The organism is Levilactobacillus yonginensis (assembly GCF_964065165.1).
In the GTDB taxonomy this organism is placed as follows: Bacteria; Bacillota; Bacilli; order Lactobacillales; family Lactobacillaceae; genus Levilactobacillus; species Levilactobacillus yonginensis_A.
The window spans coordinates 58,349-77,370 of sequence record NZ_OZ061550.1 but is presented as its reverse complement, the minus strand read 5'-3'; the positions used below and the strand labels follow the sequence as shown (position 1 = coordinate 77,370).

Genomic DNA, 19,022 nt, shown 5'->3' with positions numbered 1-19,022 from the left:
TCAAGGCTAGTTTTTATTTGCTACTGAGCCATCGTTAATGATGGCCATTTTGTTCTAAAGTACATTCGTGATGACGCAATGATTCACCGATATCTCATCCAGATACTAAGCCTTCTTCTCTCGAATGGAGCCCACCAGATCATCTGTAGCTGGAGCGTTCGCAAGCAATGCGCGAACATCATCAAGATTCACCTTAACATTCCAAACTAAAACACCAACTAACTTATCGGTATCTATGAAATAGACAAGCGATCCATGCGTTCGCCGATCAAAAATCAATTGCAATTTAGGATCAATATTACCGATTGCTTGCCAGGAAATATCAAAAATCATGGAATAGAAGTATGGGGTATGCTGATAGCTCATGTGAGCACCTGCCATATTACGGCCAACTAATTCACCAGAAAGTCGGGCATGGTCCACGTGCTCAATCCGTTGCCGACCCAAGATGTGATCTGGATAAGAGGCAATATCTCCAGCAGACCAGATGGCTGGGTCACTAGTATTGAGATACTCATTAACTTTCACACCACCATCAGCTAAATCCAAACAACTGTCTTCAGCTAAACTAATCCGCGGCGTAACGCCTAACCCAACAATGATCGTATCGGCTGCGATCACCGTACCATCCTTTGTCAATAGAGTCAAGTGGTCACCTTGGCGTTGATATGATTGGACAAACTGACCACTCATCAGTGTGACACCATTGCGTTTGAACGTGGCTTCATACTCAGTCCGAATAGACTCAGGAAATTTACCCTCACCCAGCGCTTTTTCTGGAAAAATCATCGTAACTTCAGTCTCATTTTGGGTCAGTGACGATGCGAGCTCTGTACCAACATATCCACCACCAATGATCACAACTCGCTTGTTCGGACCACTAAATTTACGTAACTTGCGATAATCTGACCACTGTCTAAAGACTAGCACATGTGGATCAGAAGGTCCCTGGATTTGTCTAGGTTCTCCGCCAGTTGCTAGCAATAGCTGTTCATACTTGATTTGCTCACTATCGGCCAATGTAATGACCTTATCTTGCCGATTAATAGCCGTAACCGTTGTCTTGAACTTAAAAGTCACATTGGGATAATTTTCAGCACCAATCTGAATGTTCTCTTCAGTAAATTCATCATCTAGCCATAGTTTTTTACTCAGTGCCGGTCGTTCATATGGGACATCCGCCTCTTGCGAAATAATTAAGATCTCACCCTCTGAATCTTCCTGTCGAATTCCCTTGATGGCATAGCCAGCAACCACTCCGCCACCAACAATGACGTATCGATAGCTGTTTGTCTGATCCAAATCACTCATCTAATCGCCTCCATAACTTTACTTTTTCTAGGATCATTGTAATATAAAAACGCCATGATTCGAAAAATAACGATCAGAATTGTCAATCGTTGCTTGCTTTTATCAGAATAATAATTTTATTTACATACTGCTACAAAGCTATCAAATATCACTATGATCCAGATTTAGAATTGCGGATAACACAGCATAAAATAATATTATTTTAATTAAAAAACCTCAATTTTTAAGGTAATCATTTTTGATTTTAATTTGAAGTAACAATATTCGAAGAGTTGTCACTTTTCTTGGTCATTTCTCGGATTTTAGTGGAGTTAGAAGTTTCAAGTGGTCCGCTCTGCTATGATTCTATCATGTAAACATCATCTTTGTATATTGAATTTCTTTCGATATCTGATAAAGGTCGTCCGTTTAATCCCTGTATTACGGGCAACATCTACATCACTCATACCCGTTTGATAAAGCTTAAAAGCGTGTTATAAGTAGGGATCATCTTCGGCATATTGAGGTTTCCGCCCATGATATTTACCTTGCTGTTTGGCTAGGGCAATCCCTTGTTGCTGGCGCTCAATGATCCGCTTACGTTCACTTTCAGCCTGGTACTTATACAGTTCAATGATGAGGTTATTCATGAGTTGACGCAAATTAGGATCAACATTCCCTGCCATGGATGGCAAATTTAGGACGTCCAAGGTGGCACCCTTGTTTTGAATGGTGTTCATGATCTTAGTTAAATCCTGATTATTTCTACCTAAGCGATCTAATTCAGTGACTAATACCACATCACCTTCCCGAATATAGGTCAACATATTCTGAAGCTCCGGCCGATTGGTATTGGTTCCACTTAATTTATCCGTAAATAATTTATCAACACCTTTTAAGGCTGCTAACTGTCGATCTAAATGTTGTTCCTTGGAACTCACGCGCGCATAACCGATTCTAGCCATTGCCAGCACTTAATTTTGGACAGTTCTAATGAACATTTTAATTATTAGTATATCACATAATTAAAAATAGCCACTAGGTAGATTGCAAATTTAATCCGAATTTTTGGACAAATTTGTCAGCATAACCTGATACGGTGTTTGCCAGTCGAGTATTTTAAGCGGTCGCTGGTTAATTTGGAGTAACGTCGTCGTTAAATTTTGAGCACTAATGTGCTCAAAACGAGTCCCTTTAGGATAAAAATAACGTAAATTCCGATTAAAGCGTTCATTACTACCACGTTCAGCTGGAGTATAAGCATGGCAGTAATAGGTCTTAATACCATATTGTGATTCAAGTGATACTAGCCCACTAAACTCAGTGCCACGGTCCACAGTAAAGCTGTGCACCGGACCATTAAAAGTGGTTAGGAACTTAGTTAGTGCTTCATTAACAGTCGCTGTCGTCCGATCTTTTAACCGGTATGCCCAAAGGAACCGTGATTTTCGATCGATTAAAGTTAATAAAACTGCCTTACTATGCCCACGAGGACCAACGACTGTATCTAGTTCAAAATCGCCGATGCGATTACGTTGATTAATCATCATGGGACGCTGTTCAATTGATCGCCCCAAAGATTGATTATATTTGGATCGTTGGTCAACGTTACGCCGTTGGCGTACGCCATGTTCAGGTAGATCATTCAAGGAGAAACCAATTCTCCCCTGATTTAGCCAATTATAAATAGATTTAGTAGCTAGTTTAAATTCGTGAGCAATCATTCCTGGTGACCAGCTTAGACGTAAATGGTTGAGAATTTTTTGCTTTAACTCATCGCTCAGCTTAGTTTTCCGACCACATCGTGATCGCTTGTATTCGGCATCTGTTTGTGCTAATTCAGCCTGATAAGGTTGACATCGAGATAATTCATAAGAAATTGTTGACGGTGATCGGTTCAGCCGAACGCCCATTTGGATATTGGACAGCCCTAGTTCACAAAAGGTTTCGATTTTAATTCGTTCGGAATAGGTTATACTAGACAAAAGATCAGCTCCTAAAAGATGGGTTTGTGGTAAACACCATTTTAAAGGAAGCTGATCTTTTTTGTCCGAACAGCGTTCGGATTAATTTTACAATCTACCCTGTATCTATAATTTTAATTTAAGACTCGAAAAGTATGTCTTTGTTTGTTCTTCAGCATACGTTGTTCTGCCTTGATAGTGTGTTGGTGTTTCCATTGATGTTGATAAATCAATTTTGACCTTTGTTTAGGATGATTAATCATTATTATCTCCTATTTCTCATTTTAGTGTTCTTCATAAATACCATTATTTATAAAGATTTGACTACTATAGAACTTTAAAAGCTTTTAACTTAAGAGCTCACAATATATATAAACAGCCATCGAATTATCAATCAGATACTCATTATCCTTAACATCAGTTATTGAAATATTTGGTAATACTGTATTCTTACTATTAATGGTCAATACTTGCCCGAGATGCAAGCCAGAATGCTGAAAATAATGAATTGTAGCGGGTGTTTCTAAAAAACTAATAATTTTAACTTCTTTCCCGACTGGTATTGATAATAAGGATAGCAAAGTTGGGTGCTGATATTTGGAAAAAGATTCTAACTTTAAAGCACCTCCAAATGGGCTCGTTTTGGGATAAGCCATTTGTTGATTTAACTTAGCCATTACTACAGAACTATCGATAGCTGACATTAGCCATGCTTGTCTAGGAACCTCTGGTAGTGATAATTGAATATTATCCGCGAGCCAAATCTCGCATAGACGGTAACGATACATCAAATCTGCAACTAGCTGATAGCCCCGTTTCGTTAACCTAATCTGGCCTTTATTTTTAACAACTAATTTTTGTGAAATTAATCGATTAACTGCCTCAGTAACTGATCCAGGCAACACGCCTAACATTGTTGCAAGTTGCTTGTTACAGGTCCATCTTTGCGTATAGCTAGTCTCGTATATAGTCTTTAAATAATTACTTGTTCTTGATTTCATTTTATTCACCCACAAGCGGAATAATTTTAAGCATGCCTAAAAAAATGTTTAAATTTTCTGACTTTTATTGTACAATAACAAAGGCTTAAATGTTAGCCTATTTGTAGAAAGGTGGAGATTTAGTTGAGCAAGGAAGAAAAGGGGAGCGTCAAAAAGCATAAGTTAATAGAATATGCTAACGGTCCTTCGCTAGAAGAAATTAATAGCACAATTGAAGTTCCCAAAAATATGAGCTTTTGGAAAACTTTATTTGCATATTCAGGGCCTGGTGCATTGGTCGCCGTGGGCTACATGGATCCCGGTAATTGGTCAACTTCAATCACCGGTGGGCAAAATTTCCAGTACCTACTAATGTCTGTCATCTTGATGTCAAGTTTGATTGCGATGCTTTTACAATACATGGCAGCTAAACTTGGTATCGTGAGTCAGATGGATTTGGCCCAAGCCATTCGTGCCCGGACTAGCAAGTCATTAGGGGTTGTCCTATGGATTTTAACCGAATTGGCCATTATGGCTACGGATATTGCCGAAGTTATCGGGGCCGCAATTGCCTTATATCTCCTGTTCAATATTCCATTGGTTATTGCAGTTTTCATAACTGTTTTAGATGTTCTAGTTTTGCTATTATTAACTAAAATTGGTTTCCGCAAAATCGAAGCTATTGTTGTTTGCTTAATTATTGTGATCTTAGCAGTTTTCGTCTATCAAGTGGCTTTATCAAATCCAGATTGGGGCGGCGTAATTAAGGGCCTCGTCCCTACTGCCGATACTTTTTCAGGTTCTAAATCAGTTGCTGGTATGACACCCTTATCAGGTGCTTTAGGTATCATTGGAGCAACCGTTATGCCCCATAACCTGTACTTGCATTCGGCCGTATCACAAACACGAAAAGTTGACCATGATGATGAGGACGATATTGCTCGAACAGTCAAGTTTTCCGCTTGGGATTCAAACATTCAACTATCCTTTGCTTTTGTTGTTAACTCATTGTTATTAATCATGGGGGTTGCTGTTTTCAAGACCGGAGCTGTCAAGGATCCTTCATTCTTCGGATTGTATCAAGCGCTATCTAATACTTCTATGTTAAGTAACGGCGTTTTGATTGCAGTTGCTAAATCTGGGGTCTTATCGGTCCTATTTGCAGTGGCATTATTAGCTTCTGGGCAAAACTCCACTATCACGGGTACTCTAACAGGGCAAGTAATCATGGAAGGCTTTGTACACATGCGTATGCCGCTCTGGTTACGTCGTCTAGTAACCCGGTTAATTTCAGTTATTCCTGTTTTGATCTGTGTTGCCCTTACCAGCGGAAAAAGTGCTATTGCTGAACATACTGCCTTAAATAATTTAATGAATAACTCCCAAGTATTCTTGGCATTTGCCCTTCCATTCTCCATGTTGCCGTTACTAATGATGACAAATAGTGAGGTAGAAATGGGCCAACGTTTTAAAAACTCACTATGGGTCAAGGTTTTAGGGTGGTTCTCAGTTATTGCGCTAACTGTTTTGAACCTTAAAGGATTACCGGACTCAATTCTAGGTTTCTTCGGAGATAATCCGTCAACAGCTGAACAGAACCTATCTTCAATTATTGCCAATATTTTGATTGTTGGAATTTTAGCCTTATTGGCATGGACCATTTATGATTTATATCGCGGCAATAAACGTTACGCTGCTAAGCTGGCAGCTCATCAAACTGAGAGTGAGGCTAAACAATGAGTACAGCTTTTAAGAGAATCCTAGTAGGTGTCGATGATTCTGCTGATGCTAAATTAGCTTTTAAGCATGCCATTAATCAAGCCATTCAAGATGAAGCAGAATTAGTTATTGTTTCTGTCTTGGAAAAAGATGACATGAACGTGTATCAAGCTTTAAGTAAAGGCTTCGTTCACGGCGAGCGAACTGAGCTGGAAAAGCATATCTTAGAATACCAAAAAGAAGCTCAAACCGCTGGTGTCAAGAATGTACGAGCCTTAGTAGCTGAAGGTGAACCTGGTGAAGTCATTGTGAAAGATATTATTCCACACGTAGAACCAGATGTTTTAATCATTGGCTCTGAAGCCAAGCGGGGCATTCGACGTCACTTTGGTAGTCAAGCAGCTTACATGGCTAAATATTCACCAATTTCGGTATTAGTTATCCGATAATGTATAAAAGCCGGCGTATTATTAGAGTTTGTAGACTCTAATAATACGCCGGCTTTTATACAGCTAAGAAAATTTTATAATGAAGACTAGGGACTGTCTGAAAACTAAAAATTCAGGTATAATCTGAGGAAAAACGAATCGAGGCATTCCGATGACAACACCTAAACGATACGAACTGGAAGATGCTCAGTGGGACCGAATCAAAGGATACTTCCCACCATACCGGACTGGCCGTCCATCAAGCCTAGACAACCGTACCGCCCTCAATGCTATCCTCTGGCTCATGCGCAGCGGGGCTCCTTGGCGTGATCTACCTGAACGCTATGGCTCTTGGAAAACGGTGTATAGCCGCTTCCGAGCCTGGGTAAGTTCAGGCTTGTTCGAACAGGTTTTTCTCGAATTGATTGAAGATCCCGACATGGAAAACTTGAGCTTAGATTCAACGATCGTTCGAGCGCATCAAAAGGCCACTGGGGTAAAAAAAACGCCGAATGTATGGTCGAAAATCAAGCTATTGGACTAAGTCGAGGTGGCCGAACGACCAAGATTCACGCACTCGTTGACGGATTAGGGAATCCCTTGGGTTTTCGCCTAACAGGTGGTCAAGTACATGATAGCCAAGTTGCCAGTGAGTTGCTGGAAGGCTTCGATATTTCTCAATCAAATATTATCGCGGATAAAGCCTATGGCACCGCGAAACTTCGCCAGTATATTGAAGATAAAGCAGGCGTCTATACCATTCCGCCAAAGGAAAATACCAAAGACAAGTGGACCTGTGATTACCACGTTTATTGTGAGCGCCATTTGATTGAGAACTTCTTCAATCAGTTGAAGAACTTTCGTAGGATTGCAACGCGTTATGATAAGCTCGCTCATGTTTATCTGGCTACGGTCTACATTGCCTCAATTTGCATCTTACTTAAGTAGTTTTCAGACGGACCCTAGTAAAATTTGCATTTCTTATTAATTGTTGCATACGGTTTTTAACCGTAACTATCAACTGCTATGAAACACATTGTAGAGACTAACATCCATCGTATAAACTGTATTATTTTGATAAATATGTTTCTATTTGGAAACTAAGACTTATAATTAGCATAGAGTGACTAACCCTTTATCAAAATACCCACAAAGGGCCTGCTCAACTAACAATTGAGCGGGCCTCTTGTAGTTCATATCGAACCCTATCACAACTAATATTATATAGAAAGCTAGTATAATTTAATGCCTCCAATTTCAAAATGAATATTTCTCAAGACTACTTAAACCAAGCAGTAATCTTTTTAGTAAGCGATTATTTAAGTATTCATGTTTAGGCTAATTTAAGCCATCTTAAATAAATTTAGAAGCTATCTTTTTCAATTAACTTAAACCGACGCTGCTGCGTGCGTTTACTAATCCCCGTCTTTCGTTCAATCATCTTATAAGTCATGCCTTGTTTTCGCAACTCATAAGCAAATCTGATCTGTTCATCAGAATACGTTTTCGGTCGTCCTTCCCGAAATGACGGATCATGTTGCTTGGCATACAATTTACCTTCTTGTGTGCGCGTGACAATCATATCGCGTTCAAACTGCGCAAAGGCACTAAATATTGTAAAGACTAATTGGCCAGTCGGCGTATTGTCAATTAAGCCCATATTCAAAATGTTAACTTTGACATTTTCTTTAAACAACTCTTGGATAATGGCTAACGCCTCGCGCGTGTTCCGCGCAAACCGATCCAACTTAGTGACAATCAAAGTATCGCCTGTTTTTAGAACGCGCAACAGTTTTTGAAACTCCGGTCGTTCAGTAGTTGTGCCGGTAAACTTTTCCTGAAAGATTTTTTCTGCTCCTGCCAATTTTAGTAACTCAATTTGATTTGCTAATTTTTGATCAGTGGTACTGACCCGCGCATAGCCATATTTCATCTTTTTATCTCCTTACTTATGTCATTAAGTAATGACACGGTTCTAACCCTTTAATTATACAGTATCAAAAAAGAGGCCACAACTGTTAAGTTGTGACCTGGCTTGTTCTATCTAAACATTTTAATCATTATGGATGTAAGCTGATTTCTGAGACAACTTTTAGAGAGCGTATAATGAATAAATCGTCTCTCAAGGTAGATTGCAAATTTAATCCGAATTTTTGGACAAATTGGTCAGCATAACCTGATACGGTGTTTGCCAGTTAAGTATTTTAAGCGGTCGCTGGTTAATTTGGAGTAACGTCGTCGTTAAATCTTGAGCACTAATGTGCTCAAAACGAGTCCCCTTAGGATAAAAATAACGTAAATTCCGATTAAAGCGTTCATTACTACCACGTTCAGCTGGCGTATAAGCATGACAGTAATAGGTCTTAATACCGTATTGTGCTTCAAGTGATACTAGACCGCTAAACTCAGTGCCACGGTCCAACGTAAAACTATGCACCGGGCCATTAAAAGTTGCTAGAAACTTAGTTAGGGTTTCATTAACAGTTACTGCTGTCCGTTTTTTTAATCGGTAGGCCCAAAGGAACCGTGATTTGCGATCGATTAAAGTTAATAAAACTGCCTTACTATGCCCACGAGGGCCAACGACTGTATCTAGTTCAAAATCACCGATGCGATTACGTTGATTAATCATCATGGGACGCTGTTCAATTGATCGCCCCAAAGATTGATTATATTTGGATCGTTGGTCAACGTTACGCCGTTGGCGTACGCCATGTTCAGGTAGATCATTCAAGGAGAAACCAATTCTCCCCTGATTTAGCCAATTATAAATAGATTTAGTCGCTAGTTTAAATTCGTGAGCAATCATTCCTGGTGACCAGCTTAGTTTTCCGACCACATCGTGATCGCTTGTATTCGGCATCTGTTTGTGCTAATTCAGCCTGATAAGGTTGACATCGAGATAATTCATAAGAAATTGTTGACGGTGATCGGTTCAGCCGAACGCCCATTTGGATATTGGACAGCCCTAGTTCACAAAAGGTTTCGATGGCGAATTTTATAATCAAGTTAGCCACTTGAAATTTAGGACAAAATAAATACACCAAGACGTAAATCTCAGGTATCATTGGAGTTCTCACACAAACAATGAAAGAGGTCTTCGTCTTGATGCAAGAACAGCTTACCATGAATCGTCCCAAGGGTCACCATCTAACTTTGAAAGAGCGTGGAAACATTGAGGTCTACTTTAACCACGACAAGCTTTCTCGGCGGAAGATTGCTGAGTTACTTGGCGTTAGCCCGCAAACCATAAACAACGAAATCAAGCGAGGCTTGGTAACCAATAAGAAAATCGTTAACGGTAACGTAGTCTTCTATGAGGTCTACGTGGCGGAACTAGCCGACCAGCGGTACCACGAGAACCGCAAGGCCTGCCACAGGCCTTGTAAGTTCTTCCAGGCGGCTGACTTTATAGCCTTCTTTGTAGAACACTTTAAGACTGATGGCTGGGCTCCAGATGCTGCTGTAGGCCGCGCCAAGGTGTTAAACCTTTTTCGGCCTGACGAGATGGTCTGTACCCAAACGTTGTACAAGTACATCGACGAACAACTTTTAGAGGTCTGTAACTTAGATCTTACCGAGAAAATGCGGCGGCGACTACCCAAGCACGTTAATCACAAAAATAAGCGTGTAATGGGACGGAGTATTGAAGAACGTCCGGCTGAAGTTGACTCTCGCAAGACGTTTGGTCATTTCGAGATTGATACTATCGTTGGTAAACGTGATGGCCATGAGAGTGTGATTATGACCCTGATTGAGCGTCAAACTCGCTTCCAATTTATCCGTCTGATTGACGGGCGTGACGCCGATTCGGTTGAGTACGCCCTGCGAGAAATCCTCGCAGAGTATGGACCAGTTATCAAGTCGATCACCGCTGATAACGGACCTGAGTTTGCCTTGCTGAGCGAGGCATTGCGTTCAGTGGCACCAGTCTTTCATACGCACCCGTTCACCTCTAGTGAACGGGGAACCAATGAGGTCCATAACCGGATGGTCCGCTATGACTTTCCCAAAGGCATGTCCTTAGACGCCGTAAGTCCTCGGGCTGTTGCTAGAACAGCGGACAAGTTGAATAACACACCTCGTCGTCTGCTAGGCTTCCAGACTCCCGCCGAACTCTTCGCCGCCGCCTGCGGCTAGGCTCCTCGCGCCACCAACTTCAACCCCTGAGAATCCCTTGGTATCAGTATTTGGTCCTAGTGACTAACTTGTTCTTGCAATTTGCGAAAAGGTTTCGATTTTAATTCGTTCGGAATAGGTTATACTAGACAAAAGATCAGTTCCTAAAAGATGGGTTTGTGGTAAACACCATTTTAAAGGAAGCTGATCTTTTTTGTCCGAACAGCGTTCGGATTAATTTTACAATCTACTACAACCTTGTAATTTGATTTATCTGAGCTGGAATTATCCTTACGGTCGAGGCTGTTTGCTAACACAACACCGTTAGCAATCGTGACGGATAACATTTCACCATCACCTGAGCGGTCTACTCTTTCAGCGAAGCGTTCACCCAACCTACGCTGTTCCCAAGGGTTAGTGAAACCTTTAAATCTTAATTGCGGGAACTTACTAGCATTTTGGGGGAACATTTTTTGCAAATAGCCCTGTTTAAGTTCCTTAAGCTTAGCTAACTTACGCTGATGAAGAGCGATAGTGTTATCTATTTGTTTGAAGAAGGTGCTGATTAACTTAATCTCGTCATGATTTTTCGGTAAATACATCTGGAAATTTTTAACTTTATCTGCGTTTAGATTAGCCTGTGTTCCAGTTGAAATAAGTTTATTCCACTCTGATAATTCATTCGCCTTATTTAAACGTGGCAAATTCTATAATTAATCCGAACAGAAATTAAAAAGCCCAAAGCAATCACTTACAATGGTAGTAGCTAATTCCAACCAATATAGGGAGTGATTACTTTGGGTACATCTACTTTATCACGTTTTCAACGTGGCGCACTAGCACAACTGGTCAATGAGGGGAATAAATCTTACCAAGTAATGGCTGACGCCTTAGGCGTCGCCAAAGCTACGATTAGCTATGAGTTGGACCGGGTTAAACCTTATGATCCAGAATTAGCTCAGCAAGATGCAGATCGCAAAAGGCGGAATTGCGGCCGTCGTTCGATGCTGACGGCAGCATTAGCGACTTTAATTACCAATCACTTACGATTAACCTGGTCACCAGAAACCATTGCGGCCGCTTATAACTTGAGCACTGCGTCAATTTATAATTGGCTTAATCGTGGCTGGCTCCCCTTCAAATTGACTGATCTACCCAATCGGAATGTCCGCCAGCACCGAGTGAGCGAAAATCGTGGGAAATTTACAAGTGGGACTTCCATCGAACAACGGCCAACAACTGTTAATCAACGGTTAGCTTTTGGTCATTGGGAAGTAGATACGGTGCTTTCTAGTCGAAGTGAGTCACGATCATGTCTGGTTACATTCGTAGAACGTAAGACCCGACTTCTATGGGCCATCAAAGCCCCTAATAGAACGGCTAAGGCTCTAAACACCGCCTTTAGCAAGTTTATGGGGGCCTTCGGTCCCCAAGTAAAATCCATTACTGTTGATCATGGTAAAGAGTTTGCCAATTATCAGGCCTTAGAACAGGATTATCAGATCAAAGTTTATTTTTGCCATCCATATTCACCATGGGAGCGAGGTTCCAATGAATATTTTAATAGACGGTTACGCTGGTTCTTCCCGAAAAAGACCAATTTTAGCCAAGTAACGACTGATGAGATCCTAGCAGCACTTGAACTAATTAATCAACGACCATTAAAAATACATCATCAACAGACTGCCATTGAAAGATTCCGGGCTTGTTCGGATTAAACTTGTAATTTGCCTTGTAAAGAAAGACGATATTGCATATAATTCTATGCGTATGTGGCAGGCTGCCAGCGGCGTTTCCAAATATGATGGCATTGTGAGCCCTGCGTATACGGTCCTTGTTCCGGCCAATGGGGAGAGTTCAACATTCTTCGGTTATCAATTCAAGCAAACAGAGATGAAACAAATATTTCAACGAAATTCACAAGGGCTTACGTCTGATACGTGGAATTTGAAATATCCTTTACTGAGCAGAATCAAAACATCGGCACCAGAGAGAACAGAGCAAATCAAGATTGGGGAATTTTTAACTAAGCTCGATAACCTCATCGCAGTCAACCAGCGTAAGCTTGAAAAACTCCAGGAACTCAAAAAAGGGTATCTACAAAAGATGTTTTGCTGATTCTTAATTTGATCAAATTTAGGATCCTATGAAACTCCATGATCTATTTTTATTGTGCTTGGTCAATACTTAATTCACCTGTATAATAGATTACGCAGGAAGTTTTAAGGGCGGTGGCTGTCTTTTCCCTTGTGAGGTGAGGCCCATGGGAACATGGAATAATCTTCAGGAAGGTTTCACAGTCAATGAGCGTCTTCCAGACACTCTCGTTGATGTTGCTGTTTGGCACGTTTTTAATCGCGCTCCTCAGCTATATCGACAAGCACCACAAATAAAAAAGCCGCCCCGATTATAACTTTGGCGAGTTACGGGACGACATTAATATAGTTTTGTAATTATGCCACCGCCTTTGAAGCGGCTTGCGTGGGAAGTCCTGTTTTCGGCGGGGCTTCCTTTTTCTGTCTCCATTATAGCATGCCCTTTAAAAACTGGCTAACGTTTTAGACTTTGATCGGGTTCAGAATCTGGTTGTTTAATTTCTGGATTCTTTTTAGCAAATGCTTGTAGCTGCTTTTGCGTTCGCTCACTGATTTCTTCGTGTATCTCATGTAACTGGTTTTTAAATTGTGCTTTTTGTTGTGAATTAGTTGCTTGCTGAACTTGTTGTTGTAAGCCTTGATAGGACTTATTAAGATCATGGGCTGATAGCTTTTTTAAATCATGCTCAGGCTCTTTTTGGGCTTCTTGTAAGCCTAATTGTTTGGTTAAGCCATCGCTAAGCTCAATCACTTTGTTGCTCACTTGCTGGATCTCACTTAAAGCGCTATGGATTACGGCTTTATCTTTGGCCCAGGTGGCCACGTAACCGAGTGAGTAGTTGCTGGTATCAACGCCAATATTTTGCATGGCAACATACGCGATCGCTTCGGCTTGGGTTTCCTGATAGACTCGTGGCCGATCTTTAAAGGCTGATTTTAATCCGTGTAGCTGGCTATGCGCATATTCGTGATATAACGTCTTCAATTTTAAAGCATTATCGGATTCATCACTACCAATAACAATTTCATTAGTGCTGGGTTGAAAATACCCCTTAGCCCCATTTAGCGTCGCTAAAGGAACTTCACTGACTTTAAGGTCGGGTTGCTGGTTGAGATAGTCTTTGAACGCGTTATACAAGCTCGTTACATTCTGATGATCGGCCAAATTTTCTTTGACAAAGTCTTTAGCACTTAACACTGGTTCACCGCTAGTTTGTGACACATCGAAGACGGGTAGATAACGATAACCGACAATGGCCCGTTCGTCGGTAGTATCAAGACGCTGTTGCTCGGCTGGTGTTAACTTCTTAATAATCGGGGCCGCAATCCGAATCGCTTTTGCGCCCCGGTTGACGGTGCGGTTAAAAGCCGTCTGCCATTGCTTAAAACCGGCGACTTGAGTGGCTTGCGGATTTTGCGCATAAATTAAATCAATGTTTCTAGTGCTATAATGATGGAATTTAGCCAGGGTATTGAGATACTTTTTAAATTGGCTACTATCGGTTAATTTTAGGATTTGTTGTTCAGCCTGAGCGACTAATTGTGCTTTCCAGGCTTTAACGTCTGCTTTACTCGGCATTGTCTACCCCTCCTCATCTTCAAAAATATCATTCAGTATGGGGGCCACTTTCGTTTGAATTGAGGCCGTGCCATAAAGGGCAACGTAACCGTCAGACAATTTTTGCCAGGCTACTTGATAATAAGCGCCGTTACCAGTGATTTCTTTTAAATACTTGTAGGTTCCTTTAGCCTGCAAAACTGGTAATTCACTCCCAATGACTGCTAATTTATTATCCATTTTATGATCTCCTTTGCTTTGCTAATCTTACCTATTGTTTAGGTTTACTTTTGATTTTAAAAAAGTAAACCTAAATGACGGGTTCACCAACTGGAACAACGTGAAGGGCGGTAGGGTAAGGTCTAATCAAAATCAAAACTTAATTTATGGCCGTCAAGCTTTAACTTGGCGTCAAACGACTTTCCTTTTTTGCTCTTGAATCCCTTTAGTTTGCTGGTTTCACCCTTGGTGACTAAGGCTTTGATTGCAGTTTTACCGAGGGTTTTGCTGCTCCATTTCTTGGGTAAGGTAAAGTCTTCGCCTTGCTTAGGCTTCACAATGTAAAACTTCTGTTTATTTAAAACGGTCGCTTGCGGTGTTTCTAAGAAGACTTCGGCGGCTTTTTGCGCTTGCTGTTGGTGATTGATTTGTTGCTTAATGGCTGAACTGCCAGTCAATTGCGCGGGGACCTCAGCAATCAACTTGGCCACAAATTTCTTGATCTGGCTCAAAAAGTTATCCGGGGTGCGTTCTTCGGTACTGATTTGTTGTAACGCTTGCTCCCATTTAGCCGTCATTTCTGGGCTAGTTAGCAAGGGTTCGAGTTCGACCGCTTTACATAAAGTAATTCCCGCTTCACTGACGTGGAGCTTGTTCTTTTCAGTAACCAAATAGCCGCGTTTTTTTAACACTTCCAGCACATTGGCCCGGGTCGCACTTGTCCCAATGCCTTGCACATCTTTGAGAATCGCCTGGGCTTCTTCGTCATCAAGCGTTTTGCCGGCTGTCTTCATTGCCGTAATCAGGGTACCTTCGGTAAAGGGTACCGGTGGTGTCGTTTCTTTTTGCGGCGTTTGCAGATTTGCTTGAACTTGGTCGCCTTGGTGAACGAGCGGTAGGGTGGTTGCCTCTTGATGGTCGGCTTTGTGATCATCAAATAAAGCTTGCCAACCTTGCTTAGTTGGCACCTTACCGGTTGCTTTAAAATTGGCGTCGCCAACCTGGGTGATAATGGTGGTTTCTTCGTACTCGTACGGATCAGCAAACATCGCTAACGTCGTTCTTAAAACCAAGTCATAGACCTGTTGCTGTAATTTAGGTAAGGCCGCTAATTGATTTTTCGTCGGCACAACTTTAGTCATGATAATAGCGTAGTGTTCTTCAACCTTTTTCCCATTGACGTAACGTTTATTCGGGGTGGTATTGGTTAAAGTGACTTGCCTAGAGACTAACCCCAGATACTTCGTCAGATTAGCCACTAAATACTCAAATTCTTCATCAGTGATATAAGCACAATCGGTTCGGGGATAGCTAAGAAACTTGGCTTCGTATAAACTCTGAATGGCCGCTAAGGTTTGGCTGGCACTGGCATGATACCGTTTATTCATGGCACTTTGCAGACTGGATAGCGAGAATAGTTGGGGACTAGCACGCTTTTTACCTTGTTTTTGGACGTCCTTGATTAAACCGTCCTGTGAGCCTTTCTGAACGTGTTTAGCTTGCATGAATGTCATTAGCCCTGCTTCGTCTTTAAACCGTTGATAGGGGTCTAATTTTGCGGCGAATTTTTGCTGATTAGCTAAAATTTCCGCACTTAGTTCAAAATAGGGTTCCGGCTTAAAGTTTTTGATTGTCTGGTCTCTTTGATAGACCATATACAAGGTTGGCGTCTGCACGCGACCAATTGAATACACCCCGCGCACCCCATTTTGTCTCAACAACAAAGTATATAAGGGACTACCATTCATACCGATCAACCAATCGCTAATTTGACGAGTTTGGGCTTCTTTATAAGCCAGATAGTCTTTGTGCCAATCACCAAGATTTTTGAATCCGGTAATAATCGCGTCTTTTTCTAGGCTATTCAACCAAAGGCGCTTAATCTTTTTCGACTTAACATCAATATGCGCTTGGTTCATGATCGACCACGCGATATTTGACCCTTCTCGACCACTATCAGTGGCCACAATAATGGTATCGGCTTTTGTTAACAGGTCTTTAACGACCTTGAATTGGGCTTTTTACTAGCTGGCACTTCAAACTTGTATTGGTCGGGGAAAATCGGTAAATTAGATAAGGCCCATTGCTGATATTTCTGATCATATTTATCCGGTGTGGCTAGTTCAACTAAATGTCCGAGACCATACGTCACAAGCGTATTTGCGGGCAAAACAGGGTCGCTAACCGTATAGTAACCCTGTTTTTTTTGCTCTTTTGAAAGGCTTGGACGTATGAACGGGCTTGACTGGGTTTTTCAGCTAAGATAACAGTGGTCATGTTCGTTCACTCCTTATGATTGAGCTTCTGTTCTAATTCTGTTCTGCCTTGTTCAGCCGCTTTTAACCAGGTTTAACGGTGCATTTTTTATTCCGATTACAAGTGCATGCCCCCATCTTCATGCCGATTTCGAGTTTGGTGTTGCCGTTGCTTTTTCGCCATTTCCCACTCAGTCTCTTTTAAACCTTGCGCCTGTCTTTGCCGTTGGTAATCTTCATCACGAGCATATAGAACAGTCATGATTGCGTCACTAAAGGCCGTTTTTAAGTAGTAGTTTGGACTAACTGGCTTATAATTTAGCGGTTGATAATGCCCCATATTTGCTTTTCTATACTGGTCGTCCTTGGCTTGTTGCTCTTTTAACTGCTTTTGGATTTTCTCAATCTGACTGTTTTTAATCATCGGATCGGCTTTGCATTCACCCAAAAAGAGTTGTTTAGTGCCGTCATGCTTTAAAACCCGTTGTAAGTGATGATTCTCTAGCTGATCTAAGCTAAGCTGTCCCGATAAATAAGCTAGTCCTTGTTGATGTTCTTGGGTACTGAAAACCCTCGGTGGGTTTTCCTGCCACTGTGCGATTGTTTCAACCTTGCACGGCTTTAAAGCTGGATCATAGTACATCACGGCTGTATAGGCCTGTTCCTGTTTAATCAATGGCAATCCATCTAAATCGCCTTTGGGAAAGGCCCTTTTCAATACTTCATGGTATTGCGTTTTAATGACTTGCTTAACGGCCATGATTGCCCGTAGGTCTTTGACTGCTCGAGTAATCTTTTGCTGCTCGGTTGGTGAATACTTTTCTAGTAGACCTTGATCAACGTGTTCTAGACTTTCTAAGCTATCATCATGAATCATCAGCGTATATTTAAGCTCGATTTTGACTTCCTTTTCTTGTTGCATTAATAACTTCCAGCCAACGTATGGCCGTTTGGTAAAGGTCAATAATTGTCGGGCAGATAAATCATCACGAATATTCATTAAACGTTCGTTTAATTCACTGCCTTTGAAAACTGTTTGCTCGCTTTCGGTTTCCTTAATTAATTCTCGTCTTTCAGCTTGTGTGGTCTGTTCAAAATTAAGCTCTGGATAAAGTTTTTTCGTAGTGCGATCGACCACTTTATTTAAGAGTTCATCTGCCTTTTTTAATGAGCTTTCTTGTTGGTTAATTGTCAATAATTCTTTAGTCACATCTTCACCAACTGCATGTTTAATTAAGGTGCTGTTTTTCCAATTAAATAGCATGCGCCGTTTATCATCTAAACTCTCCAAACTGATATAAGTTTTCAGTTCATGGCTTAACTCATTGACCACCCGTTTTTCATTAAACGAGAAGTGTTTACTTAGGCTATCTAAGTGACCTCTATTGATTGCTTTTTCTTGGTTGTTTTTATAACTGGCTTTGGCTTTGCGATAGTTCTTTACTTGTTGGTTAAATTCTTTTCTTTCATACCGCTTACTATTAATTCCCTCGTGTTGGGTTGGTGTATCATCTATTCCCTGCTCAGTAAATGATTTTTCACTGATCCGATCCGGAATATTTTTTTGCTCTAAAACCTGATTGACACTAACTGCCCAATTATGACGCCATTCAATTATTTTTTCTTTCTTATCCCAATTGACCATCAGTATCTTTCTACTCTTAGGGTACTTGCTAGTTCCGGTATATGTTTTATTGCCATTCTCATCTAAAATATATTGCTTTTTGCTCTTAATTCCCCATGTTCCGTCTGGGTTAAATGGGCGGTTAGTTAACATCACATGGGCATGCGGATTATCTAGGTGATCGCGATGAATTGCCACATCGGCTACCATGCCCTCATCAACAAAATTTTCTTGCACATATTTTGTCAATAACTCTTTCTGTTCGGATTCACTTAATTCTACCGGTAAAGCCACGTTAAACTCTTTTGCATACCGTGAGTTTGATTTACGATCTTTCTTTTCAACTTCATTCCACAACTGTTCTCGATCACTCGCCCATTCCGGTGAATTTTTTGGCGTCAAAATAAAGCTTTCTGGCATGATCGATCGGGCATAGAAATAGTGGCGACCTTCCTTATCATCAAATAGCTTTTCACCACTTCGATAAGCAGCACTGGCAATCGCACTTCGTCCTTTACCAGCACTAATATTACTAAAACTCATATGAAAGATTGCCATGTCAGTCACCGCCTTCCTTTGATTCTATGGATTTTGACTTTGTTGTCGCCATCGGCGACTTCTAATACAGGATTTTATCACGATTTACCCCACAAGAATTTAGTGGGGTGTAAGTGCGCATTAACCTCGTTTCACTCGGTCTTCTGATTCTCTTAACTTTAATTTAGTGTATGCCTTCCGCTTCGCTATTTCAAATTTTATACTTTGACTTA

At 41.1% G+C, this 19,022-nt stretch carries 15 protein-coding genes and 3 pseudogenes; 7 read left to right on the top strand and 11 right to left on the bottom strand.

Translation table 11 applies throughout. The features are described 5' to 3' along the window. Positions 1-105 precede the first annotated feature (105 nt). The 4 genes and pseudogenes from AB3Y94_RS12755 to AB3Y94_RS12740 form a co-directional block, all read right to left on the bottom strand. Positions 106-1,311 carry an NAD(P)/FAD-dependent oxidoreductase gene (locus AB3Y94_RS12755; RefSeq protein WP_002825823.1) on the bottom strand — a complete coding sequence of 402 codons (1,206 nt, stop codon included), beginning with the start codon at positions 1,309-1,311 and terminating at the stop codon, positions 106-108. A gap of 359 nt (positions 1,312-1,670) precedes the next feature. Beyond that, a pseudogene (locus AB3Y94_RS12750) lies at positions 1,671-2,255 on the bottom strand (recombinase family protein). Positions 2,256-2,345: 90 nt separating this feature from the next. Continuing rightward, complete coding sequence (locus AB3Y94_RS12745) at positions 2,346-3,275, bottom strand: IS30-like element ISLpl1 family transposase (RefSeq protein ID WP_114894114.1); 930 nt, start codon at positions 3,273-3,275, stop codon at positions 2,346-2,348. Positions 3,276-3,601: 326 nt separating this feature from the next. Further along, positions 3,602-4,255 (bottom strand): metal-dependent transcriptional regulator, encoded by a 654-nt coding sequence (locus AB3Y94_RS12740; RefSeq protein WP_367296552.1) that lies wholly within the window; start codon positions 4,253-4,255, stop codon positions 3,602-3,604. Between the two features lie 123 nt (positions 4,256-4,378). Between AB3Y94_RS12740 and AB3Y94_RS12735 the strand changes: the two genes are divergently transcribed. From AB3Y94_RS12735 to AB3Y94_RS12725, 3 genes are all read left to right on the top strand, one after another. Beyond that, on the top strand, positions 4,379-5,974 hold the full coding sequence (locus AB3Y94_RS12735; protein WP_215680417.1) for an Nramp family divalent metal transporter: 1,596 nt from the start codon (positions 4,379-4,381) through the stop codon (positions 5,972-5,974). After that, a complete protein-coding gene (locus AB3Y94_RS12730) occupies positions 5,971-6,402 on the top strand; it encodes a universal stress protein (protein WP_045353756.1) in 432 nt (143 codons plus the stop codon). Before AB3Y94_RS12735 ends, AB3Y94_RS12730 begins: the two co-directional genes overlap by 4 nt. Positions 6,403-6,553: 151 nt before the next feature. Continuing rightward, positions 6,554-7,329 (top strand): IS5-like element ISLpl3 family transposase gene (locus AB3Y94_RS12725; protein WP_367295374.1). Its coding sequence is split into 2 segments (ribosomal slippage): positions 6,554-6,878 and positions 6,878-7,329, totalling 777 coding nucleotides; the frame shifts between segments, so codons are not numbered across the junction. A gap of 415 nt (positions 7,330-7,744) precedes the next feature. Here the strand turns inward: AB3Y94_RS12725 and AB3Y94_RS12720 are convergent. Together AB3Y94_RS12720 and AB3Y94_RS12715 are read right to left on the bottom strand one after the other, a co-directional pair. Next, a complete protein-coding gene (locus AB3Y94_RS12720) occupies positions 7,745-8,314 on the bottom strand; it encodes a recombinase family protein (RefSeq protein WP_024305871.1) in 570 nt (189 codons plus the stop codon). A 207-nt stretch (positions 8,315-8,521) separates the two neighbouring features. Beyond that, positions 8,522-9,398: pseudogene (locus AB3Y94_RS12715) on the bottom strand (IS30 family transposase). Positions 9,399-9,468: 70 nt separating this feature from the next. Here AB3Y94_RS12715 and AB3Y94_RS12710 point away from each other — a divergent pair. Then, positions 9,469-10,521, top strand: coding sequence for an IS30 family transposase (locus AB3Y94_RS12710; protein ID WP_367294742.1), 1,053 nt, complete (start codon positions 9,469-9,471; stop codon positions 10,519-10,521). Between the two features lie 173 nt (positions 10,522-10,694). Here the strand turns inward: AB3Y94_RS12710 and AB3Y94_RS12705 are convergent, their stop codons facing one another. After that, a complete protein-coding gene (locus tag AB3Y94_RS12705) occupies positions 10,695-11,204 on the bottom strand; it encodes a restriction endonuclease subunit S (RefSeq protein ID WP_367296551.1) in 510 nt (169 codons plus the stop codon). Between the two features lie 93 nt (positions 11,205-11,297). On the opposite strand from AB3Y94_RS12705, the gene AB3Y94_RS12700 reads away from it, so the two are divergent. The 3 genes from AB3Y94_RS12700 (at position 11,298) to AB3Y94_RS12690 (ending at position 12,893) form a co-directional block, all read left to right on the top strand. Next, positions 11,298-12,218: an IS30-like element ISLsa1 family transposase gene (locus tag AB3Y94_RS12700; protein ID WP_367296550.1), complete on the top strand. Its 921-nt coding sequence runs from the start codon at positions 11,298-11,300 to the stop codon at positions 12,216-12,218. Then, complete coding sequence (locus AB3Y94_RS12695) at positions 12,190-12,618, top strand: restriction endonuclease subunit S (protein WP_367296549.1); 429 nt, start codon at positions 12,190-12,192, stop codon at positions 12,616-12,618. Before AB3Y94_RS12700 ends, AB3Y94_RS12695 begins: the two co-directional genes overlap by 29 nt. 185 nt (positions 12,619-12,803) lie before the next feature. Then, positions 12,804-12,893 (top strand): putative holin-like toxin, encoded by a 90-nt coding sequence (locus tag AB3Y94_RS12690; RefSeq protein WP_021353390.1) that lies wholly within the window; start codon positions 12,804-12,806, stop codon positions 12,891-12,893. 157 nt (positions 12,894-13,050) lie between these two features. Here the strand turns inward: AB3Y94_RS12690 and AB3Y94_RS12685 are convergent, their stop codons facing one another. The 4 genes and pseudogenes from AB3Y94_RS12685 to mobQ all read right to left on the bottom strand — a co-directional run bounded on the left by AB3Y94_RS12685 (position 13,051) and on the right by mobQ (position 18,810). Next, entirely contained in the window at positions 13,051-14,175 is a 1,125-nt protein-coding gene (locus AB3Y94_RS12685; RefSeq protein ID WP_367296548.1) for an ArdC-like ssDNA-binding domain-containing protein, read from the bottom strand. A 3-nt stretch (positions 14,176-14,178) separates the two neighbouring features. Further along, positions 14,179-14,394 carry a hypothetical protein gene (locus tag AB3Y94_RS12680; RefSeq protein ID WP_367296547.1) on the bottom strand — a complete coding sequence of 72 codons (216 nt, stop codon included), beginning with the start codon at positions 14,392-14,394 and terminating at the stop codon, positions 14,179-14,181. Between the two features lie 122 nt (positions 14,395-14,516). After that, positions 14,517-16,650: pseudogene (gene topB, locus AB3Y94_RS12675) on the bottom strand (DNA topoisomerase III). Positions 16,651-16,746: 96 nt separating this feature from the next. After that, positions 16,747-18,810: a MobQ family relaxase gene (gene mobQ, locus AB3Y94_RS12670; RefSeq protein WP_367296546.1), complete on the bottom strand. Its 2,064-nt coding sequence runs from the start codon at positions 18,808-18,810 to the stop codon at positions 16,747-16,749. Positions 18,811-19,022 lie beyond the last annotated feature (212 nt).